Raw genomic sequence first — 21672 nt, 5'->3', positions numbered from 1 at the left:
GGATAAGGTGCCGGCCGAGGCGGGATGCACCCGGTCGAGCTCTCAAGCCCGTCTATCAGGCCGCGACCGTGGCCGAGGCCGAGGAACGCTTCTTGGAGTTCCAGGAGAAGTGGGGCCGGAAGTACCCGGCGATCGTCAGGCTCTGGTCGAATTCCTGGGCGGAGTTCGTGCCGTTCCTGCAGTTCGACCGCGAGATTCGCCGGGTCGTGTGCACCACGAATGCGATCGAGTCCGTCAACGCCCGAATCCGCAAGGCTGTCAGGGCCCGCGGCCACTTCCCCAACGAGCAGGCTGCGCTCAAGTGCGTCTACCTCGCCGTGATGGCCCTGGACCCGACCGGCAAGGGGCGGGCACGCTGGACCCAACGCTGGAAGGCAGCACTCAACGCATTCGAGATCACCTTCGACGGCCGGCTCTCCGCCGGTGGCCGCTGAACATCAACAACCCGAGTTACACCGAAAACTGGACAGACCCTCCGGTAGCCGGGCCTTATGTAAAAAGCGTTTGCAGAGCCCCTGCTGGTCATGAGCTTGGGCACCTGCCGTATCCCTCGGGGCCGCCCCCAGTGGCAAGCCAGGTCAACGACACCTATCCGTGCGGCAGTCCCAGTCGATGAAATGAGCCCAGCGATGCGGGCCACACGGTCGCCCCTCGACGACCTTGTCACTGGCAGTTCACCTGCGTGGTTGAGCCTGCACCTCCAGCTTGAGCATGCCTTCCGGGAACGCGCTCAGCGTTGTGGCCAGCTGCTGGTCGAGGTAGGTCAGCAGCAGGCGCCGGTAGACGATGCCTTCCGGGCTCACCCCGGCCCCACCGGCATGACGCCGTGTGGGCTCGACAGCAGCGATAACGGCGTCCAGGCGTGCGAGGTCGTCTGCGGTCCACGGGCTCTGGTACACCCGCAGGCGCCCACCGTACACGGGCAGAAGGGCTCGCCGGGCCGCTGTGACATCGGTGGCCGAGACCACGACCTCTTCCACCCCATCCGGGGCCACCCGGCGGAATCGCCACAGCACGACACCGGCCTCGAACAGAGGGCTCTCGACGGCTCGGGTGGCTTCGTCCACCGGGTGCATCGGCGCATCCTGTGACTGCACCGGCAACCGCAGGGGTGACGCCGCCGGGATGATGTCGGTCACGGTGTCCACATACAGCTTGCCGTCGGACCACACCCCGGTGACCAGCACCCGGTGACCGATTCGGTCGATCAGCTCTTCCTCCCGACCAGGCCCCCGGGGGAACAAGACGACGACGGGCGCAGAGGCGGGCAGAAGAAGATCGACGGGCCACGACTCCTGGTGCCACCACACCAACCCGAGTCCTTCCTGCTGCACGCGCACCAGACGCCCGGCAGCCACCGCCTCCTGCCCGTCGGCCAGGACCAGATGATCGAACCGTGTGTCCTTCGATTGACTGTCCACCGCTGGTTCCTCCACGTTCCTAGGAGCGCTTGACCTCCAGCATCATCCCAAATCGTGTCGGACGGACATTGACCGTGGACCGGTTGCGGCATTGGTAGTCCACGATGTCGGTGTAGACCCCGGCCAGGTAGGCCCCGCGCCGCATGCAGGCGCTGTAGCTGGAGTAGATGGTGTCGTCCCAAGGGATCCAGATCAGGTTGTGGTCCATGGGAGCGTACTCCCCGCCCTGGAACGCGGCAGACCCGACGGTGGCCGCGGGCACGGTAGCCGATACGGCCGGCGCGAGGGAGGAAAGACTCATGACGGCGGCGAAACCAGCCGCAGCCATTCCTCGAACGATCTTGTGACGCATGACGTGCTCCTCAAGCTCGGAGGTCGCCCCGCCGACCCGGTGAAGCGTGCCGTAACCCTAAGACGTTCGCAAAGTCAAATCCATGACTTTCCTCTAGATCCACAACGATGTCTTCTTACCGGGTTCCGTGCTCACGGCTCGTTGGCACGAGAGCGGCAGCGACGATGTCCCCGATGCGTGAGACTGAGAGGCTGACGTGGCGCAGGGCGGCCCAGCGTTGGCCCAGCAGCGCGTTGGCGCGTTCCCCGATGGCGCACATGCCGCTGACCAGCGCGTTGTAGGCCCGGCTGTCGGTTTCGAGGTGGAAGCCCTTGATCGGGGTGTGCACCCCGATCCCGGCGCCCTGGTAGCCCTTGTCGGTCGAAAGCCTGCACAGGGCGCAGCAGACACCCGCCGGTGTGTCGAGGCCACGCTCCTGCGATCGGGTCAGGCGGAACGAACACGAAGCCCGGTCGACCACGCACCAGCAACATCGAGGAGCACAAGAACCGAGGTGTCACCCCGAACCGTCGCCGGTGTGAACCGACAGATCGCAGTGTTGTGGGAGCTCTCGTTCACAGATCGTCGTCACTTTTGCGAACGGACTGGCGGGTGGCGGATACTGGAGGTGGGAACTGGCGTGCTCACACCCACCGTTTCCCGGGAGGCCTGGTTGACCAGGCCGCGCCTCCCAGAAGAAAAAGCCGGGCGGCCGCCCGGCTTTTTCTATGCCCCCAGCCCGGGCTAGTCCAGAAACCGCCGCCACCAGATCCCCACCACTACAGCACCCGGAACCAAGGCAACAACAGTGCCCACCACGAAGTCTTCGACCAGGACGCCGATCACCGCAGCCAGCAGACCCACCTGCACCCCGGCCAGCAACACCAGGATCCAGGCCATGTCGCGACGCTGCCGGGTCTTCCACTTCGCGCGCCTTCTGTGCATTCGTAAAACGCTACGGGTTGGGTCCCCGCAACACCTTATCGCCGCGCTTCGTTACTCCACACCCCGATGTAGGGCGGCACACCTCATGCAGCACGTGGTCGCCATGACGGCAGCGCATGGCGACATGGCGGGAAACTCACCATGCCTGTCGAAGTGAAGAGAGTCGGCGCAGCAGAACAAGAGAGGAGGGGCCGGAGCTGACCCGCCCCGGCTCCTCCCGTGACACCTCAGGCAACCCGAAGCGCCTGTAGTCACGGGGTGGTCGTCGCATTCTCGTTCCGCATGCCGTGGCGGGCGATGAGAGCCAGACATACCCCCACGATGGAAAGCGCAAGACCCAACAAGAAAAGCAGGCCGAGACCGATGTCCGGGTCCGCGCTGTAGCGTCTCTGCAGGGACGATGTCACCTTGGTTGCCAAGGCCAGGATTGCCCCAACCGGGATGAGGACAAGCCCAATGCGGTACATGCTTTTCATTGCGCCATTCTAGTTATTCCGTCCGGCGCCCTTGTCGTAGCCATCACCCACAGCTCGCGTCACGAGAGCAGCTGGTGCGCGCGGTAGCCAGGCCCCCGCATGTGGCAGTCCAAGCACGGCCACGCCCTACGACACTCCATCTACCCGTATCGCTTAGGCATGCTGGCCATCCTGACCGGGAGACTCCACGTGACATACACTCCCCGGGCAGAGATCAACCCCATCTGCAACTCCGTCCCCACGTGCAATGGCCGGCATCCGGTCGCACATAAAGGGCGACAACGCGCCTGCGTCCGCGCCGTCGCCGGTCCGATCAGGAGTTGTCCGGACGACCCTGAGGCAGTGATCGCATCCCGGATACAGGACGCAGCCCGCCTGAAGGAATCCTGGGCACGGAACCGCCAACATAGTGACAAGCATGCTTTCTATCAGTAAGCTTCATGCTTACGCTGGCCGCAGTGGTCGGCGTACGGGGTGATCGCACGGTCGGGTACGACGGTGCCGGCACCCCGGGAGCCTGCCGTTACTCCGCGGTGAGGTTGTCGCCTCCGTACCGCCAGCCATGACGGTGCGGAGGCGTTCCCCGCGGGTATCAACCTTGTGAGACGACCTCAACAACACCACCCCGTCTCGGCTGCGGCGGCGAGGGACCGCATGGTCATCCCGAGCCACACAGAGCTTCAACTTTTGGTGAGACCATTGATCAGCAGGCTGATTATCAGTAGGGTGAGAGGCAGCAGCCGAACGCACCACTCCGCCCACCGGCGGGCACCGTCTGCGCCGGGCTTCCGCCCGTGAGTTCGTGCCACGCGAATTACCCAAAGGAGATTTCATGGCCACCTACGACGTCAATGCCCTTCTCTCCGCCACCGCCTACGGGTCGGACGGCGACAAGATCGGCAAGGTCGAGCAGGTCTTCCTGGACGACACCACCGAGGAGGTCACCTTCGTGACCGTCAACACTGGTCTGTTCGGCACCAAGGAGAGCTTCGTCCCCGCCGACGGCGCCCGACAGGACGGCGACCGCCTGGTCCTTCCCTACACCAAGGACGTCGTCAAGGACGCCCCGAACGTGGACGCGGACCAGCACCTCTCCCCGGCCGAGGAGGAGGAGATCTACCGCTACTACAAGATGAACTACTCCGGCACCGGTGGCCGCGAGGACCGACACGCCACGGAAACCGATCGTAGCGCCGCTCCGGCGGCCGGAACCGCCGGGTACACCCGCAATGACCGGTACGCCGATGACACCGCGGGCCGTCACGACACCGCCGCTCGCGCTGATCGCGACGATAACGAGGTCATTCGTCACGAGGAGCGCCTGCGCGTGGGCAAGGAGCGTCAGGAGACCGGCCGCGCCCGTCTGCGCAAGTACGTCGTGACCGAGCACGAGACTGTTGACGTCCCCGTTCAGCGCGAGGAGGTCCGGGTCGAGCGCATTCCCCTCGACGGCACCGAGGTCACCGGCGGCACCATCGGTGAGGACACCGTGGAGGTCGCCCTCCACGAGGAGCGTGCCGTGGTGGCCAAGGAGACCGTGGGCGTCGAGAAGATCGAGCTCGAGAAGGAGACCGTCCGCGACACCGAGCGCGTCGACGCCGAGGTCCGCAAGGAGCAGGTCGAGGTCGAGACCGATGCCGAGCGCGGCACCGGCCTGACCGACAAGGATCGCCGCGACCGCATCTGATCGCACCCGATCGACTCCGGGGCCCCCGTCACCGCTGTGGTGACGGGGGCCCCGTCGTCGTACCGGGTACACCGAGCAGCGGCACCTCGATCGGAGCCCTGTCCGGCAGAACCTGGTCGGCCGCACAGACGCCGTCTGACCTTGACCGCGGGTGCTCAGGACGTGCTCTGCGGACGGTCGTTCAGCAGCCCGGGAACGGCTGTGGAGGTCCGCAACCACCCGGCCAAGTCACGATCAATGATGCCGGCAAGCTTGAGACAGGCCTGATGGGCGTCCTGCGCCTCGAGCCTGATGCGCTGACCAGGCAGTGGGAAACCGTTGACGAACGGCTCGTGGTGAGCCGCCCGGTTACGGGCAGCATGGACCACGGTGACTGTCTCCAACGTCCACGAGCGGGTGAACTGGGCTCCCTCGGCCCGGGCCATGAGCCGGCCCCCGGGAAAGGCCCGGTGCAGGCAGTGCACCCACAACGCTTCGTGGTCGGCGCGGAACCGCTGCGGGGCCCGGCCCACATACCCGCCGGGCTCGAGGAGGCCCTTCCAGAAACCGAGCATCAGCCGGGCCACCAGATGGCCCGGTGTTTGACTCCCCGATGGCAGGGCCCCCCACGCCTGGGCAAGGCTCTGCCGCGTCGGCCCGTCAAAGCCCACGTCGACCTCGAACCATCGGGGGCCGTAGGCGGCCGTGAGCTGATCGTTGAGCGCGTTGCGCAAAGCGACTTCTACGACGGCGACATCAGCCAACAGGGCCGCAGCAACATCACGATCCCAGATATAGAGCTGCGTGGCGAGACCGACTTCATGGCCGGCGGCGTGCAGATAGCTGCCCATCCGCAACGGAGTGATCGCCCGTTGCAGAGCACGTTGATGCGCCCCGTTGCTCCACCCCGGTGCTGCCATAGATGTCCGGTCCTGCCTTCGCTACACTAGATCGCGTAGTCCCCGGATCCGCCTCTCTGGACATGAGCCATGATGCGGCCGGGGTATTTTTCTGCCCTCACCCTACTGGCCCCGTGACCGCACCGAGAGCGGGGTAGAGACAGGCCGGTGGCGATCGAGCCGGGCATCGTGAAGAAGCGGCAGCGTGGCAGACATGGTGCTCTCGCTGTCCACCCACGGGCTCGCACACGGTGACACCAGTGCGCGCCTGGCCGAGGTCTAGGGTACGGAGGTGTCGAAGACGACGATCTCCACGATCACGAACATGGTCCTCAGGTGCATGACCGAGTGACAGAACCGCGCCCTGGACCCGGCGCTCCTCGTGGATTGCATCCACCTCAAGGTGCGCGACAGACAAGTCGCGAACCGGCCGATCTTTATCGCCCTGGCCGCGACCGTGGACGGCAACCGCGACATCCTGGAGCTGTGGGGCGGCGCCGGCGGAAAGGGCGCAAAGTACTGGCTTGCAGGTCCTGACCGAAATCAAGAGCCGCGGGGTCGAGGACGTGCTCATGCTCGCCTGCGACGGCCTCAAGGGTCTGCCCGATTCCGTGGCCAGCGTGTGGCCGACCACGATCGTGCGAACATGCGCGATCCACCTGGTGGTGGCGAGTTTCCGCTACCCCCGCACGGCAGGACTGGGACGCGATCTCTCAGGCCGCGACCGTGGACGAGACCACAGAGGGGACTGCAAGAAGAACGGTGGGGCGGGCCGGATCCAAAGAAGACGTCTGTGTCAGTGTCTACGGCTGAGATGACAGGCACGATGATCCCTCCGGTCACAGGATCACGCACCAAAGATTTCGTCCTTCCGCGCAACACCGAAGCCCACCGCCACCTCAACTTGGGCGAGATGGCCCTCCAACAGGTGGCCAGGGTGCCAGGGCCGGACCAGCATCCACGTCGAGGCCTGGACCCCGGATATCTGAAGGCACCGGTGGGGTCGGTGCGATAGGAAGTGTGCTGGCGTTCTCGGTGGTGCCTGACATATCCTGGTCTCCGGTCAAGCAGCGGGCCACGACCCCTTTTCGCGTATCGAAAGCTGCTGCCATGGACCACAAGATTTCTGTGACCGTCCACGTCGATCTCGACGGACGCAACGTCCGGATCGTTGTCACCGGATGTCTCACCGAGTTCAGTCAGCGGGCCCTGCACCCGCTGATCCGCCGGGCCCGCACCCTGACCCCCACCGTTGAGGTCACGGTCGATCTCACCCGAGTACGCCATCTGGAGCCCCTCGGTCTGGACCTGCTGCGCCAGGCCGTGGATCAGGACGGGGCCGGGGGAACACGGTCACCGGTGCACTTGGTAGTGGCCCAGCCCAGCCGTTCCCGACCGGTGCCCCCGCTGGGCGCACGCCCCGCCGCGCGCCCGGGCACCGGTGCTGGTGGGAGGATCGCGGCATGAGCATGTCCACCCACGTGCTCATCGACGACCCGGCTGCCGCAGTTCCTCTGAGTCCGTCGACGCCTCCGGGTCGGCCCCGTACCTGTCTGGGACCGGATGAGCCTTTCCCCGGTGTACTGGCCGAGCTGCCGCTGACCCAGGTGCAGGTGTTGCACAGCCGGATTTGCTGCCAACTCGATGAGGACTACCGCACCGATCCCTCCGGGCCGCACCCGGTGACCCTGGATAGACACCACGAGCTGGTCGAAGAGCTGGCGATCCGCACGCGTGTGGCAGCCGAGCACGGGGCGCACCGGTGAACCGGTGCGGTGTCCGAACCAGTCCCCTGCAACCAAGCCGGATCATCCGGGGTGCTCAGGGGGTCCTCGCCGGCCGCACCGGGGGGCACCTGGGGCAATCGAGACTGGCCCCGACCGTGTCCTGTGCGCCCACGGTCCCGGCGACCACCGTGCGGGCCCCGCAGCGTGGGTGTCCTGCCCGGCTCTCTCCCCCGCGAACTGGGCAGGAAGAACCACGGGCCGGGACGCTCTTGACACCCCCGGTTCCCGAGCCCGGCACGGTGGCGAGGGTGGTCGCCCAGTCGGTAGCCGCCACCCCGGGGGTGCTGCAGCTGATCCCCACCGTGCTCACCAGGGTCCTGGCCATGATGTGCGCCTGGACGGAAGCGGTCCACCGGATACGGCACCGCCGACCCGGGGGCATCGGGGCGTGCACCGGGGTGTGCGTGCACGTTCGAGGGGCACAAGTGCAGGTGGCGGTGGATCTGTCTTTGGATCCGGCTACTGTCCCGACAGATCAGAAGCTGCAGGCGGCGGTGGCCATCACGGCCGCGGTGGAGTGCTGCGTCCAGGAGACCCTCACCGGGCTGGGGTGCAGTTCCGCCGGTGTGGATATCACCGTCCACGCTCTGCACCAGTCCACCCGCCGGCAACGAAACCTTCGATCGAACCGGAAGTGAGGCCCGTGTCCCATCCCGCCGCCGTCCCACCGGCTACTGCCACCCACTTTCGGGTGCTGCGCACCATGCCCAACTACACCGAAGCACAACAGGTCGTCGACGCTCTCTCCGACGCCCGGTTTCCCGTCGAGCATGTGCGGGTGGTCGGCACCGGCCTGCGCCTGGTCGAACAGATCACCGGGCGGATGACCTACGGCCGGGCCGCTGTGCTCGGAGCCGGAACCGGGGCGTGGCTGGGACTGTTCCTCGGACTGTTGCTGGGCATCCTCACTCTCATCGGCTGGTGGCCGGTGCTGATGTGGACCCTCGTGCTGGGGGTGATCTGGGGGCTGGTCCTAGGACTGGTCGCTCACGCCGCCACCGGTGGGCGGCGTGACTTCTCCAGTGTGCAGGGCCTGGAGGCGGATGCTTATGACGTGCTTGTCGACGCCGACCACTTCGACGCGGCGACCACCACGCTCAACAGCAAGGGCCCGAACCCGTGAGCTGCACAACAAGGAAGGTACCCGCTGTCATCACCACCCGGTGCACCCGGCCAACCGCCTGTGCCTGCTGATCCGTCCTCGACCGCCGCAGACCCCGTCGATGACCCCACCCCTCCGGAGCTGGCCTTGGGAATCGTGATCTCTCCGCAGGTGGCGGGGCTGGTGGGCCCCGAGGTCGCTGCCACGGTCTCGAGCTTGTTGCGGGACCGCCACCCGAACGTGCTGTGGCAGGTGGTAGTGATCGAAGACCGGCTGGTGGTCCCGCCGGCGGATGCCCTCGATCTGTTGGAAAGCGCCCGCGACCGGATGCTGGAGGAGAACTGGGACCTCTCCGTGGTGCTCACCGATCTGCCGCTGCGGCACGGGCGTCGACCGGTACTCACCCAGGTGAGTCCGCTGCACGGTGTGGGGCTCGTCGACGTCCCCGCCCTGGGGGCGGTGCACGTACGACAACGGTCGCGGGAGGCCGTGGTGGCCGTGGCAGGACAGCTACTGGGTTACCACCCCACACACGCCGACGCCGCGCAGAGCTTCACCACCCGGGCCCGGCAGATGGCCAACGACCTCGACGACCGCGCCGAGGACCACCTCGTGCCCTTCACCGCCCGGGTGATTACCGGCAACCTGCGATTGTTGTTGGGCATGGTCCGCGCCAACAGGCCCTGGACACTGGTGGTCCGGTTGTCCCGGACACTGGTCGGGGCCGCAGCCACAGGGGTGCTGACCCTGGTGGCCTCCGATGTGTGGCTGCTCGCCTCAGCCTACGGGCCGATACGACTGGCCCTACTGGCGGCGTTGGCGGTCGGAGCCGTCAGCGCCACCCTGATCCTGGGCGCCGGGCTGTGGGAACGGCCACGGCGACCCGGCGAACGGGAGCAGGTGGTCCTGTTCAACCTGGCCACCGCCACCACCGTGGCCATCGGCGTGGTCGTGTTCTATCTCGCCCTCTTCGCCGTGTCCTGGCTCGGTGCGCTGCTGCTGGTCGAGGCCGGGGCGCTGAGCGAGGTCCTGGCCCGGCCGGTCGGGGCGGGAGACTACGCCAAACTCAGCTGGCTCACGGCCACACTGGCCACCGTAGGCGGGGCCCTAGGCGCGGGACTGGAAGACGACGACGCGGTACGCTCCGCCGCTTACACCCACTCCGACTGAGTCACCTCCCGCAGAACGCCTCGTGGCCCGCCTGAGACGTCATCGCCCCCAGCCACCACCTTGTAACCCATTCCCGGGCCTTTGTCCATCATCGCGGTGCGGGTTGCACTCACGGTCCGAGTCAGGAAGACTAATCAGTGTACTTACTATTAGCTTGGTTCCGGCCCTGCACCCCGTCGCATCTCGCCAGAGCCGACCAGCGCTTCGTCGCGATGACACAAGGGTTGTCCTAACAGGGCCACGACAGGCCCCGCAGAGCGCACACCATGTGCTCACGCCACGAAAAAGTCCAACCGGTAGCACCATCTGTCCAACGAGGAGCCATCATGTCCAGTACCCCCGCCAACTCCGCCTCCACGTCAGGTTCCTTCCCAACCGGCACCGAGGACACGGCCAGCCACACCTACCAGGCCCCCAAGCCGTCCTGGAAGGACACCGCCCTGGGCGATGACCGGGAAGGTAATCCCCGCAACATCTCCTGGGGGGCGGTGATCGCCGGGGTCGTCACCTTCTTGGCCTTGACCCTGTTGCTGTCGCTGATCACCGCCGCCCTGGGCCTGGGCATGGCGGATCTGACCTCGGCCAACCCTGGGGAGGGGGTGGGCATCGCCACCGGCCTGTGGTCCATCGTGACCCTGGTGTTGGCCCTGGCCGCCGGTGGTTACGTCGCCGGCGCCCTGGCCGGTCGGGCCGGGCTGATCCACGGGTTCCTCACCTGGGCCACCGCCCTGCTGGCCGCCGTGGTTCTCGCCGGCCTGCTCGTGGGCAACATCCTGGGCGCGGCCGGGAACCTGCTGGGCTCGGCCACCTCCACCGTCACCGACGCTGCAGCCCAGAACCCGGGCCAGGCCGCCTCGCTGGCCCCGGAGGTGGACCCCGCCGAGGCTGAGCAGGCCGCCGAGAACGCCCAGCAGGAGGCGGGTCAGGCCGCGGAAGAGGCCGCCCCGGAGGCCGAGCAGGCCGCTGACACCGCCGCCGCCGGTTCCCTGTGGACCTTCGCCGGGCTGCTGCTCGGGGCGATCATCGCCTCGATCACGGGCCTGCTCGGCTCCCGCTCCGTGACCCGGGACCACACCAAAGACCCCGAGCTGCGCGCCTCCCGCAGCTGATCGACTGCAGCAGGTGAGCGCTCCGGCGGTCACTTCATGAGCAAGCCCCGCCCGAGAAGTTCCTCGGGCGGGGCTTGCTCGCGGTGTGACGGTCAGGATCCGTAGTTCTCGAAAATCAAGTCATCGGTGTTCTTGTCCAGCTGCATGGCGCTGCTGTGCTGGATCAGTCGCGCCACCGTGGACGCCTCACTGTCGGGCACCACGAGCAGGTACTCCTCCACTCCCTCATCCAGGGTCAGCTCGAAGGTGTACGCACCAGGCTGGCCCTCCCCGGCGTTGCTGCGGATCACATCGACGCTGGTGACCCGACGGATATTCTTGCCCTGTCCTGCCGGCATGTGCTTCTCCTTCTCATGACGCCACGATCGTGGCGAACTCGGATAGCTGACGCTGCGGGGGCGACTCGCCCCGCCGGTTGACTTTGACAACCCCGCGCAGGGCAACAGGTCATCCACGACCGCTCCACTGCGCAGCACTGTGAACGCTACCCAATGGACAGCAAGCTGACTAGAGCCGCTGAAGGCTGCGTTCCCCACCTGCATCCGGGGGCCCCTGTCCCCGCCCACCTGTGGGCCGGAGTGAAAATGGGCCTCGGCCAGAGCCTGTCGAACCTGCACCGGGGCTCTCACCGAACCGCCCCCAAGAACCAGTTTCCCCCGGGGTCGGTCCGGTGGGCTCAGCGATCGACCTTGAGCACGGAGCCGTTGTCGACGTTGACGTACACATCCACCGAGGTGCCCTGATCATCGTCGATGTCGACCTCCCACACGGTGGTGCCGTCCTCGGTGTCCAGCTGGGCGCTGTCCAGGGTGCCCTCCACCTCCTCCAAGGCGGTGCGCACGGCATCCTCCAAGGGCACCTGGACCTGGGCGAGGTTCTCCCGATCCTGCTGGTCCAGCTCGTCATCACTCTCCTGCGCGGTGACCTCCTGACCGTCGGCGGAGACCTCCACCTCCTGCTCACGGTCCTCCACGGCCAACTTCACCTCCCACCCGTCACCGGCGTCCTTACGATCGATCTCGAAGACCTGCCCACCAGCCACGGATTCCTCCGCGGCCACGATCGCCCCGGCCACCGCACCGGCCTCCGCCCCGACCCCGGCCGCCCCGGAAGCCGAGGGGGACGCCGAGGCGCTTTCGGTCTGGGTCGCCGTGTCCGAGGGGGATGCCGAGGCGCTCTCCTGCGCAGTGGCGCTCTCGCTCGTGGTGGCGGTGGACTCGGCGGTGGCTGCGTTCGTGGCGGCCCCGTCGGCGGTCTCCTCACCACCGCCCTGGCCTCCGCCGTCGGCGCAACCGGCCAGCAAGAGAGCGGAGAGCGCCAGGGCGCTCAGGGACAGAATGTTTTTATCAGTGTGCTTCATAACTGCTTATTGTGATGGGGTCGGCCTACCGGCGCAAGAAGATCACCGGCTCAGAACACCCGACCGCACACATCCATCACGAAGGCCCGCATCACCGGACCTCCCGGGCACCGAGGACGGCATGGCCGGCGGCAGCAGCCGCCTCGGCGTTCCCGATCTCGACCTCGTCGGCGGGCAGCCCCCGGCCCGGTGCAGCCGGTGGACGGCGCGGACCTGCTCGGGGCCGTCGAGGACTTGCGCCCCAGCTGCACCACGCAGGCCCGGGCGGGCTTCGGCCCGTCCTGGACACGCCCCACGATCAGCGCCCGTTGGTACTCGACCATCACCGCGAATACATTGAGCTGAAAGCGTCCGGCCCCGAAGGGGTCGACGGTATCGCTGAGACTACGCAGGATGACTCCGAGACGAATCAGTTCGTCAATGGCGGTGACCATGTGCACCAAGGACCGGCCCAGCCGGCCCAAAAGGTAGTGCACGAAGGCTCCCTCCTCCCGGGCCTCGGCCATGAGCGCGGCCTGGCCCAGGCCCTCGGCTTGGGCGCCGCTGACCTTGTGGGCGAAGACCAGCTTCGCCGGCACTCCGGTCTCGGTGAGTGCGCGCAGTTGCACATCAAGGTTCCAGGAGGTGGCGGGCACCCAGGCGTGGCAGCCGCCCGACGAGGCGGGCCGGACCCGCTCACTGCTCAACCAGCCCCCGCAGCGGCGCGCCCGAAGCCCCGCAGCCGCGCCTGGGGGCATCGCACTTCCACGGTTACGCGAGTTCCGCCACCGGCGGCACACCGGATGACCCGTCACGAAGCGAAGCAAAGCTCCTACCCATAGCAAGTTTGCTGTCTAATGCCTACCCTGATAAGGCGCTGTTCCGATGCACAGCGCCGCGGAATGGCCCCAGGGGGATGCCACTGCTGCCGCCCCCGACGGGCCCCGCACGCCAAGTGATCACACCTTGGCACGGACGCGCCTTCCGCCACTCCGTCCCGCGGGCGGAAGGCGCGTCCCCCACACGATGGGTTCCCGACCCCGACCACGTCCACCGCTGCCAGCACTGGCTCGACGAGACCGACCATCAACGCCTGAAAACCGCTTGACGCCAATAGGAGCATCCGTTTATCGGACAGTCCCCAAGAGCGACAGGGCCCAAAAAGGGACGATGAGCGCTGCCCGTCGCGAGGGTGGAAGCGGAGCGGAGCAGGGCGGGCTATCAGCAGGCGGGACGGCCAACACGAGCCCCAGGGACGTCCCGCATCCCTTCGCCTGGACGAGGTCGGGGGTCACATTGGCCGGCACGCTTCTGCTGGCGCTTCGGTCTCTTCTACTGTGGGGCATCACCCTCGGGCTGTGTCTTCGTCCGCTGTGGGGCCCTGCCCCCGGCCGCCTTCGCGACGTGATCCTTCTCCAGCGACCAGGAAGTCGACGTGGACACCATCACCTGCGGGGCTCTCGCCGTTGAGCTGCACCCCCACTCCCCCACCCACTGGGTGGCCACCTTCTACCCCCTGGTGGACACTGCCGCCGGACGCTGGGCCGATGTCACCACGGCGCTGCACCAGTGTGTGATGCCCCTCGCCCACCACCCCTTGTCCTCAGCGAGATGGCTGGAGCTGGGCAGCCCGGACCCAAGACACGCCAGCTACGACGACTACCCGACCTGGGGCGCGGCCCTGGCCACCGGCTACACCACCGCCTGTCTCGCCCGCTCCATGCAGATCACCAGAGCCGCCGGGGGCGCACTGACCCCTGAAGAGGCCAGGGGGCTGCGGGCGGCCACCGTCGTGGTGCCGGCCGGGCAGCTGTCGGAGTGGCTGCTCGAGGACCTGCAGGACCTCGAGCTCTGATCACGACGCCGCAGCGGAGACTCCAGGTGTCTCCGCTGCGGCGTCGTGATCAGTCCGTCTCCCCGGACTCGGCCCCGGCAGCAGTGACCGGTCCGGCCGTCACCGACACGGGAGGCCGCGGCGGCAGATGCCGGTACAGAGTGGTGCGGGTGATCCCGGTCTTCGCCACGATCTCAGCGATCGTGTGCCCGGTATCGCGCAAGTGCGCGGCATAGGCCAGCTTGTCCGCATCCACCACCGAGGGCCGCCCGATCCGTCTCCCCTTTGCCGTGGCCACCGCCCTCGCGTGGGCGGCACGCTCCAGGGTGTAGGTGCGTTCCATCTGCCCGAAGAGTGCCAGCAGCACCACCGCTAGCTGCGCCATCGGATCATTTGGGTTGGTGGAGTCGACCTTGATCGGGTCCGCCAGGTTGCGCACCCCCACCCCCCGCTCGGCCAGATCATGGATCAGGTTCAAAGTGTCGCGCACCGTGCGCCCCAACCGGTCCAGGGTGTGCACCACGATCACATCCCCTTCCCGGGCGTAAGCCAGCGCTGCGGTCAGCCCAGGGCGGTCGGTGGTGGCCCCGGACTTCTTATCCACATAGATCCGCTCCGGCACGATCCCCACCGCACGAAGAGCATCGATCTGCCGATCGAGGTCCTGCTTGGCCGTCGAGACCCGCGCGTAACCCAATTCCATGACAACAGCGTACCGAAAGTAGCCTTCGAACTGCCCCCAAGGGACGTCTTTATGGAACCAACTTTTGAAACACGACTCGCCGAGTCGACGCACACCTCGAGCCCCTCAGGTCGAACCGTCCCACTACCAGGAAGTGGGACGGCCACCTCAATCCCAAGGTAATGTCTCGCATCCTGGGATATAAACGCATACAGGACATCAGCACCCGCTGCGCTGTCGAATGCCGAGTCCAGGCATCAGCGACCACGAATGGGAAGCAGTGCAATGCCCATAACTGCCAGGGGAGAGCGACGCTATGGGCGTTGCCGGCGTCGTCCTCTATCGCCGGGGCCGCCGTTGAACGACTGATGAATTGCCCGTCTGCGCTGGACCACTCACCGGCACAGCGAAACGCCCTGTCCTCTCCCGGGCGGGGCGTTTCGTCACGGCAGGCACGGAGTGATCCTCCAGGTGGACCGGCAGGCGACCCCCGATGCCTCGGACGGATGCACCTCCATCCCTGCGAGGTAGCGGCATTTCCGCACTGTCCAACATGTGAGACGCCGACTACCATCCCAACTTACTCAAGAGTTGGCTGGTAAACGGCTAGACCCGTCGAGCCGGGGGGCTCGACGACAGGTCGCGAAGCGTCTCCGGGGGGACACGCTCGACATCCAGTCCGACCGCGGTCAGCCATGCGCCCATGGCGCAGCGAAGCGCCCCCGCCAGAAAGAAGGCGGGGGCGCTTCCGTCACACCTCCACGGCGTCCCTTGAGTACGCAATAAGCTCCCCCACCATGTGCCCCAACACCGGGACATGCCTACTCCCCCAGCCTGTCGATGCCCAACAAGGTCCCGCCGACCCCGCAGCGCGGACCACCGATCTGTCTTGCAACCAAAACGCCTCATAACCCATGACTTCAGAGACACACTCGATGGGGTGCGCATGACTGCCGGGCAAGCGCATGCCATGGTTACGATGAAGTGCATCGATGTCAGCTACGAGCCATAAGGGGAACGATGCCGTTCGAGGTGTTCGACAAGAGGATGACTCCGCTGGCTAAGGCACCGAGTGTGACTATCCAGAAGCGCGGGGTGATCTCGCTGAACAAGGCCGCGCACGACCTAATCAACGACGCCGAGACGGTCGAACTGCTCTACGACCACGACCGCCAGGTCATGGCACTGCGCGTCGCCGATGATTCCGCCCCGCACGCCTACGCGGTCCGGAACGGTTCCAAGCGTGGCCCTGGGCAGGCGGTTGTCTCGGCCACGGCCTTCACCGCCTACTACGGCATCGACACCACAGTCACGAGGCGGTGGAAGCCCTTCGTGGAGGACGGCATGCTCTGCGTGGACTTCACCCAGGAGGGCACGGTCATCACCGGAAACCGGGCAAAGACCATCGATGCTGCCGCCAGCACAGATATTTCCACGGCTGATCAGGCCGCTGATATCGGACTCACCGCAGAGACAGAATGAGCCAGGCATAGGCTACGGCGGACCCGCGGGTTTCTTGTCGGACAACTATCGAAGCTGGTTTCTTATGAATGCTGATCCAGCCTAAACATGCGGCGCGAGGATTTCGGCAACATCATGCATGGCATAGCGACTTTCGAGAAGAACAAGAATTTCTGCAGGTGTACGTGGGGGGTTGCGTAGCCGGCCTGCAAGGGTGTGAAGCGCGTACGCCGCCCTCAACGGATCGACGTCTGCAGTGTCTGCTGCGAACTCGGCAGGGTGCAAAACCTTGATGTGCGCGGGCACTTTTTCCGGCTGAATGTGCTTGAAGTTGTCGGTGACAATCCCTCCCGCACCCCCCACGACGGCGGCTGCGACAACATGCTCGTCGTTGGGGTCGCGCAGCCCGTAACTTCCCTCAAGTGGCTCCCAGCCAGTCACGAGTGCGTCGTCGAAGTTAGTGCGCATCTTCATGATGAGGTAGTCAGCACGCCGCTGGGAGTCTTTTGCCTCCACCCCACGCCCAAGTAGCTTCAGTTCCTCATGCCGGCGTAGTTCTCCAAGGATGGCCTCACTCCACAGCGGCCGATACAAACCTTCCGCCGCCATACTCAGGATGAAATCCCGTTGCAAACTGGGCCATAGAACACAGGTATCAAGGATGGCGGCGAACATGTTGCCATCCTTGCACTTGGTTACCCATGATTTTGTCGTGTCGCCGCAACCTCGGCCCGAACCTGGCGCAGTCGTTCGGCGACAACCTCGGGGCTTTCTTCAAGGTCGTAGTCATCGGCCGTATCGAAGATTGCTCGGTACTGCTCCTCGCGACGCTGCTTGCGGTAACGCAATACATCGTCCAGGCGAAGTAGCCGGCGACGCTTCCCGGGCGTATCAGCGGGAAGCTTGCCCTCGTCAATGAGCTTCACGACGGTAGGTCGACTTACTCCTAACAGGTCGGCCGCCTGCTGGGTCGTCAGCGTCTGCGTCTGTGGGGCCACAGTCACCGCTCGACCAGCCTGCAGAGCCTCGACGACCTGGCGCAGGACGCGGTAGACGTTCTCAGGAATCTCGACACTATCGTTAGGCTCTGCCCCCACCAGGAGATATCGAGGCGCGGGGCGTTCACCCCTAGAGGCCTCATGCGCCTCGATGAAGTCGTACACCTTCGCTAGCTGGTCCGAACCCTCCGGCAGATAGGTCTGCTGCTCAAGCGTCTGTGCGGACATCGTCACCACTCTCCCTAGATACGAAACAATCGTATCCCCTTTCGTTTGCTTCGTAAACGCCTTGGAGGCCGCACCACGCCCTTGAGGCGAGGCACACCCCTATCGCCCGCCTCGCGGCCGCCCGATCGCCGAAGCCACGAGGTGCCCGAGAACCGGTTGGCTATCGGGCGCCCGACCTCTGTAGAAGATCCTGTGTCAGCCCTTGGAACTACGGGGATCCTTGGCCGGCGCGATGGTGTTCTTGTCCCGAATCGTTCCGTCCACGCCGTGAAGGTTGATTTCCCCTCCCCCGTTGCGGGCAGCGATGTCGCGTGTGGCGGCGTACGCATCGGCCTGCGTGTCACGTGCAACAGACGCCCGGGAGGCGTCGTCACGCTTGCCAACCCACTTGCCGTCCTTCTTGTAGACGTCGTAGTTGGGCATACTGCCCCTCTCTTCCTGACTCGTCCGGTAGACCGATCTGTCGTAGCACAGTGCCTGCGACCCCTTAGGGAGGGTTTCAGAGTAACTATATGCCCTAAAAGTACCATTTTCACGCACGGTTTACTGTTTTCAGGTACTGTGATGGCATGAGCGAGCAAGCGGAAGTCGTCGGGGCCCTCGAAGAGGCCAAGATCATCAACCTATTCGAGTGGGCCGGGCGGATCGCCTACGGACGGGTGTTCCAGGATTTCGACGAGGAAGCCGGCCACGACCAGGCGATCGTGGGCTCGCTCGGATACAAGTACCTGATCAATCTGTTGGACCGGGCGGGCGGCTGCGGCAAGTACGCGCTGCCGGAAGGCACTTCACCCGAGGCCGGCCTCGATCTCCTGCGCGCGGGCATCACGGATGAGGCCTTTGACGACATGCCGCCCTTCACCCCCGGTTCGATTATCAGGTCCAACTTCAACGGGTCACCGGGATGGGCCAGCGGCAACATCCGTTGGTTGCTGCAGTCCTACAATTTCGGTGAGATTGACCGGATCTCCTGGTCGCAGAAAAGCGAAACCAAACGTCGCGTTGCCCAGCATCCCTCCTCCGAGGACCCCAATGCGCTGTTCACTCTCGCCGACTTGGGCCTCGAGGAGGAGGGCCTCGTGGAGGACCTCGACTTCACCGGCAAGACGCTGGTACTCGCGCACGCCTTCGACCGGGCCACCGGCAGCTTCGAGATGTACCTGGGCCGAAGCCGGGAGACAGTCTCGCGCGGGGACACGCCCTGGCACTGGCGCCACCTCGTCGCCTTTGGAGGACCGGGCGCTGTCCCGCTCGGCACCATGGACGAAACTCCCGACCTTCCCGGCACGCCCGCCTCCTCGGACGTGGAGGACACCCCGGTGCGCCTCCGCCCCTTGCAGGACACCCAGATCCGCGAGCAGAACTAGAACCATGACCTCAACAGGACGCCCCTCGGGGCACTTACCTGGCGTGTCCGCCGTCTTCGACGGCGGACGCCTGACCTTGGCCCGCCAACTAGCGGGTCTGAAAAAAATACAGCTAGCCAAGCTCATCGAAATGACGCCGGCATCCGTGACCGCATGGGAGAACGGCCAAAAGAAACCCAACAGCACCACGGTCGCTCGGTTGAGCATGGCGCTGCAGGTGGAGCCGCAATTCTTCGCCCCCAACTCCAGTCACGGCCCCGCCCCAGCTACACCACACTTCCGATCGCTGCGCTCCACCACCCAGTCGGCCCAGGACCAGGCCTTCGCCTACGGACGACTCGTAGGAGACGTCGCCGCGGTCATCGAACGAAGCGTGGAGCTACCAGCACCTGAGCTGCCACAGTCCCCGGTATCAGCGACAGAGCCATCGGACACCGGCCCCGAAGAGGCCGCCCGGCAGGCGCGTGAGCATTTTGGCCTGCCCATCGGACCGATCCAGCACCTGATTCGACTAGCAGAACGGGCCGGCGTGCTCGTGGTCTTCAGCGCCCCACAGACGGCCTCGATCGACGCCTACTCACTGGAGGCCGGCGGCCGGCCCATCATCGTGCTCAATCCGGAGAAAGACGACTACTACCGTCAACGCTTCGACGTCGCCCACGAGCTCGGGCACCTGATCATGCACGTCGACGCGGAACCGGGCGGGAAGATCGCCGAGGATCAGGCCAATCGCTTCGCCGCTGAGTTCTTGATGCCCGCTGACCAAATCCTGCCCTCCCTACCCTCCACCACCACGAGGAAAGGGTGGGAACGGCTTGCGCAGCTCAAAGAGCACTGGGGAGTGAGTATGCAAGCGTTGCTCTTCCGTGCTCGTGCCTTGGGAGTCTTGAACGATGTGTCATACCGCAACGCGATGATGCGCATCTCCAGCTGGGGTTGGCGGCGGGCGGAGCCCGGCAACATCGTCGCTCTCGAGATGCCGTCACTGCTGCCAGGGGCCCTGGAGGTCCTCGAACAAGCGGGTATCAGTGCATCCGATATTGCCCGCGGCCCCGGCCTCCCCCTTCCGGTACTTGAAGTGGTCACCGCTCGATCACCCCAAGCCCACACCGAACCCGACATCGACCCAGCACAGGTAGATGGTGTCGTACGTGCCCTTTTCCAACCCCCAGAAATCTCTACCGTGTGACCCTCTGTCCCCATTGCCTTGTACGGCATAGCGGCGTGAACAGCGCAGAAGATACCCAGTAGCACTCATAGCCGAGGCCCCGCACATGCACATTCCGGACTAATGCAAGAACAGGCGACATCCCCGGTACAGGAATGTCTTGCAACCCCACCGTCTCATAACCCATGACCTGCGAGACGCACCAACCTGCCGAAAGCCCATAAGACTGGGTCTCACCTGCTGGCGCCTCCCTGAGGCAGAGTCAGTCGATGAACCGTTCATAGGCACTCTGCCGGGAGGTGTTCAACGCCCAGCCGACTCCGGCCCAGGAAGCTCCGCTCCCGCGGGCGTCTTCCACGGCGTCGCGCAGCGCAACGCCGGCTCCGCGCTCCAGTAGCCGCAGGAACCGCACTCGCTCCAATGCTCGGTCAGCGACATCATCAGTCCTCGCGGCCGCCCACGCATCGGCGGCCATGCGCAGGAACTGCGCCACCGCCACCCCGTCACGGTCGTCCACCGGCACGGCATGATCAGCCAGGGCCGCCCCCAGCTCCCACGCTGCGTGCGGCGCCGTCACGCCTTGCTGTCCCTCGTGCTCGAGCACGTCCACCTCCGGGGTGTCATGAAACCCTGACACCGTCAGGATCTTCTGACATCACTCGGAGGTCAAGAAGGCCGGACGGGAGTCACGGGCCTGTTGAAACCATGGTCGCTGCGCGGTCAACCGACTCCTCGGCCGAGATCTGATTCACCTGCCCCAAAGATCGGCATCTCTTCCACCAAGAGGCAGCCACTGGCTACTGCGGCCCACACCCCCAGTTAGGGCCACCGCACCGGGAGGGGTCAGCGATTCTCTATGCTGCTCACCGCGACCTGGATGATCCGTCGGGCATCGGCCTCCCCGAACTTGAGCACCCGGATCCGCACGTCGTAACCGTCGACAACCCCTTCTGCCGAGCACGCCGTGTACATCCCGGTGCGGCCGGGTCGCAGGGGCGAGGTCTCACAGTCGCCTTCGACCCGCACCCCCAGCCCTGCCTCGTCACTGATGCGCTGGACATCGGCCACGGTGACCGGCTGTTCCGTCCGGTACTCGCGCCACATGCTGTCGCACGCGACGGCGAGGTCGATGCAGAATAGTCCGCCGGTGACGTTGTGCGCTTCCTCGCGCCAGCCCGGATCGGGTCGCGCCCGGTCGGCCACCGCCACCATGGGTGCCGTGTCGATGAGAAACGATGCCTGCATGACGATGAACGGCGAAACGAGGACGGCCAGAGCGACAACGGCGCGCGTCCCCCATCGCCGGAGCCGGCTCGTTCCCGCCTGTGGCGAGGCGTTGGATGCACCATTCATGCCCTTGCCCCCTCCGTCGCCCGCACTCATCGTCCCAGACGATCTCACCGTCAGCCTCAGGCCCGCACCGAGAACTCGTCCACTAGCACCGCCCAGGGTGTACCGGACGGAACAGAAGAGTGAGCCCCAAACCCCCGCACAAGACCTACGGCGAGGCATCACACGGCACAGCGATACTGATCCGCAATGTCTCGCAACATCTGCGCCTCGTATGGGACTGTCGCAAGAACGGAGGGTCTGTCCAGTTTTCGGTGTAACTCGGGTTGTTGATGTTCAGCGGCCACCGGCGGAGAGCCGGCCGTCGAAGGGGGACGCGCGCCGTTGTCGCTCTGGCCG

Annotated in this window: 26 protein-coding genes and 2 pseudogenes; 13 read left to right on the top strand and 15 right to left on the bottom strand. The window is 65.8% G+C overall.

Annotation, left to right across the window (positions count from 1 at the left end; translation table 11 throughout):
• The coding region (locus tag ABL57_RS03215) for a transposase (protein ID WP_238985957.1) at window positions 1–434 on the top strand (434 nt) is incomplete at its 5' end.
• Window positions 435–674: 240 nt separating this feature from the next.
• Here ABL57_RS03215 and ABL57_RS03210 read toward each other — a convergent pair.
• The 5 genes and pseudogenes from ABL57_RS03210 to ABL57_RS03190 all read right to left on the bottom strand — a co-directional run bounded on the left by ABL57_RS03210 (window position 675) and on the right by ABL57_RS03190 (window position 3173).
• Entirely contained in the window at window positions 675–1421 is a 747-nt protein-coding gene (locus ABL57_RS03210; protein ID WP_047802004.1) for a hypothetical protein, read from the bottom strand.
• Window positions 1422–1440: 19 nt separating this feature from the next.
• Window positions 1441–1629, bottom strand: coding sequence for a hypothetical protein (locus ABL57_RS21615; RefSeq protein ID WP_152683261.1), 189 nt, complete (start codon window positions 1627–1629; stop codon window positions 1441–1443).
• Between the two features lie 259 nt (window positions 1630–1888).
• A pseudogene (locus ABL57_RS03200) lies at window positions 1889–2131 on the bottom strand (IS5/IS1182 family transposase); the annotation flags it as partial.
• Window positions 2132–2496: 365 nt separating this feature from the next.
• Window positions 2497–2652 (bottom strand): hypothetical protein, encoded by a 156-nt coding sequence (locus ABL57_RS22170; RefSeq protein WP_154676747.1) that lies wholly within the window; start codon window positions 2650–2652, stop codon window positions 2497–2499.
• 296 nt (window positions 2653–2948) lie between these two features.
• On the bottom strand, window positions 2949–3173 hold the full coding sequence (locus ABL57_RS03190; RefSeq protein WP_146202158.1) for a hypothetical protein: 225 nt from the start codon (window positions 3171–3173) through the stop codon (window positions 2949–2951).
• A gap of 832 nt (window positions 3174–4005) precedes the next feature.
• On the opposite strand from ABL57_RS03190, the gene ABL57_RS03185 reads away from it, so the two are divergent.
• Window positions 4006–4860: a DUF2382 domain-containing protein gene (locus ABL57_RS03185; RefSeq protein WP_047802000.1), complete on the top strand. Its 855-nt coding sequence runs from the start codon at window positions 4006–4008 to the stop codon at window positions 4858–4860.
• 155 nt (window positions 4861–5015) lie between these two features.
• Here the strand turns inward: ABL57_RS03185 and ABL57_RS03180 are convergent, their stop codons facing one another.
• On the bottom strand, window positions 5016–5690 hold the full coding sequence (locus ABL57_RS03180; protein WP_053004710.1) for a hypothetical protein: 675 nt from the start codon (window positions 5688–5690) through the stop codon (window positions 5016–5018).
• 430 nt (window positions 5691–6120) lie between these two features.
• Here ABL57_RS03180 and ABL57_RS23475 point away from each other — a divergent pair.
• The 7 genes and pseudogenes from ABL57_RS23475 to ABL57_RS03145 form a co-directional block, all read left to right on the top strand.
• Window positions 6121–6252: pseudogene (locus ABL57_RS23475) on the top strand (transposase); the annotation flags it as partial.
• A gap of 10 nt (window positions 6253–6262) precedes the next feature.
• Window positions 6263–6556 carry a transposase gene (locus ABL57_RS23470; protein ID WP_160310772.1) on the top strand — a complete coding sequence of 98 codons (294 nt, stop codon included), beginning with the start codon at window positions 6263–6265 and terminating at the stop codon, window positions 6554–6556.
• Window positions 6557–6848: 292 nt separating this feature from the next.
• Window positions 6849–7205, top strand: coding sequence for a hypothetical protein (locus ABL57_RS03170; protein ID WP_047801998.1), 357 nt, complete (start codon window positions 6849–6851; stop codon window positions 7203–7205).
• Window positions 7202–7504, top strand: a complete 303-nt coding sequence (locus ABL57_RS03165; RefSeq protein WP_047801997.1) for a hypothetical protein — start codon at window positions 7202–7204, stop codon at window positions 7502–7504. The genes ABL57_RS03170 and ABL57_RS03165 overlap by 4 nt, the downstream gene beginning before the upstream one ends.
• 664 nt (window positions 7505–8168) lie before the next feature.
• Window positions 8169–8648 carry a general stress protein gene (locus tag ABL57_RS03155; protein WP_152683260.1) on the top strand — a complete coding sequence of 160 codons (480 nt, stop codon included), beginning with the start codon at window positions 8169–8171 and terminating at the stop codon, window positions 8646–8648.
• Window positions 8649–8783: 135 nt separating this feature from the next.
• Window positions 8784–9797 carry a hypothetical protein gene (locus ABL57_RS03150; RefSeq protein ID WP_232319474.1) on the top strand — a complete coding sequence of 338 codons (1014 nt, stop codon included), beginning with the start codon at window positions 8784–8786 and terminating at the stop codon, window positions 9795–9797.
• A gap of 326 nt (window positions 9798–10123) precedes the next feature.
• Window positions 10124–10906 (top strand): hypothetical protein, encoded by a 783-nt coding sequence (locus tag ABL57_RS03145; protein ID WP_047801993.1) that lies wholly within the window; start codon window positions 10124–10126, stop codon window positions 10904–10906.
• A gap of 92 nt (window positions 10907–10998) precedes the next feature.
• On the opposite strand, the gene ABL57_RS03140 is transcribed toward ABL57_RS03145, so the two are convergent.
• From ABL57_RS03140 to ABL57_RS20545, 3 genes are all read right to left on the bottom strand, one after another.
• Window positions 10999–11244: a hypothetical protein gene (locus ABL57_RS03140; protein WP_047801992.1), complete on the bottom strand. Its 246-nt coding sequence runs from the start codon at window positions 11242–11244 to the stop codon at window positions 10999–11001.
• 338 nt (window positions 11245–11582) lie between these two features.
• A complete protein-coding gene (locus ABL57_RS03135; protein WP_047801991.1) occupies window positions 11583–12266 on the bottom strand; it encodes a PepSY domain-containing protein in 684 nt (227 codons plus the stop codon).
• Window positions 12267–12316: 50 nt separating this feature from the next.
• On the bottom strand, window positions 12317–12901 hold the full coding sequence (locus ABL57_RS20545; RefSeq protein ID WP_160310771.1) for a recombinase family protein: 585 nt from the start codon (window positions 12899–12901) through the stop codon (window positions 12317–12319).
• Window positions 12902–13680: 779 nt separating this feature from the next.
• Between ABL57_RS20545 and ABL57_RS03125 the strand changes: the two genes are divergently transcribed.
• Window positions 13681–14100: a hypothetical protein gene (locus ABL57_RS03125; RefSeq protein WP_047801990.1), complete on the top strand. Its 420-nt coding sequence runs from the start codon at window positions 13681–13683 to the stop codon at window positions 14098–14100.
• 49 nt (window positions 14101–14149) lie between these two features.
• Here ABL57_RS03125 and ABL57_RS03120 read toward each other — a convergent pair whose 3' ends face one another.
• On the bottom strand, window positions 14150–14782 hold the full coding sequence (locus tag ABL57_RS03120; RefSeq protein ID WP_047801989.1) for a recombinase family protein: 633 nt from the start codon (window positions 14780–14782) through the stop codon (window positions 14150–14152).
• Between the two features lie 999 nt (window positions 14783–15781).
• On the opposite strand from ABL57_RS03120, the gene ABL57_RS03115 reads away from it, so the two are divergent.
• Window positions 15782–16243, top strand: a complete 462-nt coding sequence (locus ABL57_RS03115; protein ID WP_047801988.1) for a hypothetical protein — start codon at window positions 15782–15784, stop codon at window positions 16241–16243.
• Window positions 16244–16324: 81 nt separating this feature from the next.
• Here ABL57_RS03115 and ABL57_RS21080 read toward each other — a convergent pair whose 3' ends face one another.
• From ABL57_RS21080 to ABL57_RS21075, 3 genes are all read right to left on the bottom strand, one after another.
• Entirely contained in the window at window positions 16325–16897 is a 573-nt protein-coding gene (locus ABL57_RS21080) for a PIN domain-containing protein (protein ID WP_082157189.1), read from the bottom strand.
• Window positions 16898–16917: 20 nt separating this feature from the next.
• Window positions 16918–17448 (bottom strand): excisionase family DNA-binding protein, encoded by a 531-nt coding sequence (locus ABL57_RS03110; protein WP_047802007.1) that lies wholly within the window; start codon window positions 17446–17448, stop codon window positions 16918–16920.
• 195 nt (window positions 17449–17643) lie between these two features.
• Complete coding sequence (locus ABL57_RS21075; protein WP_082157188.1) at window positions 17644–17871, bottom strand: DUF2188 domain-containing protein; 228 nt, start codon at window positions 17869–17871, stop codon at window positions 17644–17646.
• Between the two features lie 146 nt (window positions 17872–18017).
• Here ABL57_RS21075 and ABL57_RS03105 point away from each other — a divergent pair, with 146 nt between their 5' ends.
• Window positions 18018–18815 carry a hypothetical protein gene (locus ABL57_RS03105; RefSeq protein WP_053004708.1) on the top strand — a complete coding sequence of 266 codons (798 nt, stop codon included), beginning with the start codon at window positions 18018–18020 and terminating at the stop codon, window positions 18813–18815.
• A 43-nt stretch (window positions 18816–18858) separates the two neighbouring features.
• Window positions 18859–20004 carry an XRE family transcriptional regulator gene (locus tag ABL57_RS03100; RefSeq protein ID WP_203225544.1) on the top strand — a complete coding sequence of 382 codons (1146 nt, stop codon included), beginning with the start codon at window positions 18859–18861 and terminating at the stop codon, window positions 20002–20004.
• A gap of 241 nt (window positions 20005–20245) precedes the next feature.
• Here ABL57_RS03100 and ABL57_RS03095 read toward each other — a convergent pair whose 3' ends face one another.
• Both ABL57_RS03095 and ABL57_RS03090 read right to left on the bottom strand, forming a co-directional pair.
• Window positions 20246–20587, bottom strand: coding sequence for a hypothetical protein (locus ABL57_RS03095; RefSeq protein WP_152683259.1), 342 nt, complete (start codon window positions 20585–20587; stop codon window positions 20246–20248).
• Window positions 20588–20826: 239 nt separating this feature from the next.
• A complete protein-coding gene (locus ABL57_RS03090) occupies window positions 20827–21336 on the bottom strand; it encodes a hypothetical protein (protein ID WP_047801985.1) in 510 nt (169 codons plus the stop codon).
• Between the last annotated feature and the right edge of the window lie 336 nt (window positions 21337–21672).

Source organism: Kocuria sp. SM24M-10 (assembly GCF_001027955.1).
In the GTDB taxonomy this organism is placed as follows: Bacteria; Actinomycetota; Actinomycetes; order Actinomycetales; family Micrococcaceae; genus Kocuria; species Kocuria oceani.
Note: the sequence above shows the minus strand (reverse complement) of the source record. Positions and strands in the feature narration are given on the sequence as shown.

Coding starts and splice junctions, on each gene's coding strand:
- ABL57_RS03120 (WP_047801989.1), bottom strand. CDS start 14,782: ATGGAATTGGGTTACGCGCGGGTCTCGACGGCCAAGCAGGACCTCGAT.
- ABL57_RS03110 (WP_047802007.1), bottom strand. CDS start 17,448: ATGTCCGCACAGACGCTTGAGCAGCAGACCTATCTGCCGGAGGGTTCG.
- ABL57_RS03145 (WP_047801993.1), top strand. CDS start 10,124: ATGTCCAGTACCCCCGCCAACTCCGCCTCCACGTCAGGTTCCTTCCCA.
- ABL57_RS03170 (WP_047801998.1), top strand. CDS start 6,849: ATGGACCACAAGATTTCTGTGACCGTCCACGTCGATCTCGACGGACGC.
- ABL57_RS22170 (WP_154676747.1), bottom strand. CDS start 2,652: ATGGCCTGGATCCTGGTGTTGCTGGCCGGGGTGCAGGTGGGTCTGCTG.
- ABL57_RS21080 (WP_082157189.1), bottom strand. CDS start 16,897: ATGTTCGCCGCCATCCTTGATACCTGTGTTCTATGGCCCAGTTTGCAA.
- ABL57_RS03185 (WP_047802000.1), top strand. CDS start 4,006: ATGGCCACCTACGACGTCAATGCCCTTCTCTCCGCCACCGCCTACGGG.
- ABL57_RS03115 (WP_047801988.1), top strand. CDS start 15,782: ATGCCGTTCGAGGTGTTCGACAAGAGGATGACTCCGCTGGCTAAGGCA.
- ABL57_RS21075 (WP_082157188.1), bottom strand. CDS start 17,871: ATGCCCAACTACGACGTCTACAAGAAGGACGGCAAGTGGGTTGGCAAG.
- ABL57_RS03140 (WP_047801992.1), bottom strand. CDS start 11,244: ATGCCGGCAGGACAGGGCAAGAATATCCGTCGGGTCACCAGCGTCGAT.
- ABL57_RS03105 (WP_053004708.1), top strand. CDS start 18,018: ATGAGCGAGCAAGCGGAAGTCGTCGGGGCCCTCGAAGAGGCCAAGATC.
- ABL57_RS03165 (WP_047801997.1), top strand. CDS start 7,202: ATGAGCATGTCCACCCACGTGCTCATCGACGACCCGGCTGCCGCAGTT.
- ABL57_RS03190 (WP_146202158.1), bottom strand. CDS start 3,173: ATGAAAAGCATGTACCGCATTGGGCTTGTCCTCATCCCGGTTGGGGCA.
- ABL57_RS21615 (WP_152683261.1), bottom strand. CDS start 1,629: ATGGACCACAACCTGATCTGGATCCCTTGGGACGACACCATCTACTCC.
- ABL57_RS03090 (WP_047801985.1), bottom strand. CDS start 21,336: ATGAATGGTGCATCCAACGCCTCGCCACAGGCGGGAACGAGCCGGCTC.
- ABL57_RS03135 (WP_047801991.1), bottom strand. CDS start 12,266: ATGAAGCACACTGATAAAAACATTCTGTCCCTGAGCGCCCTGGCGCTC.
- ABL57_RS03180 (WP_053004710.1), bottom strand. CDS start 5,690: ATGGGCAGCTATCTGCACGCCGCCGGCCATGAAGTCGGTCTCGCCACG.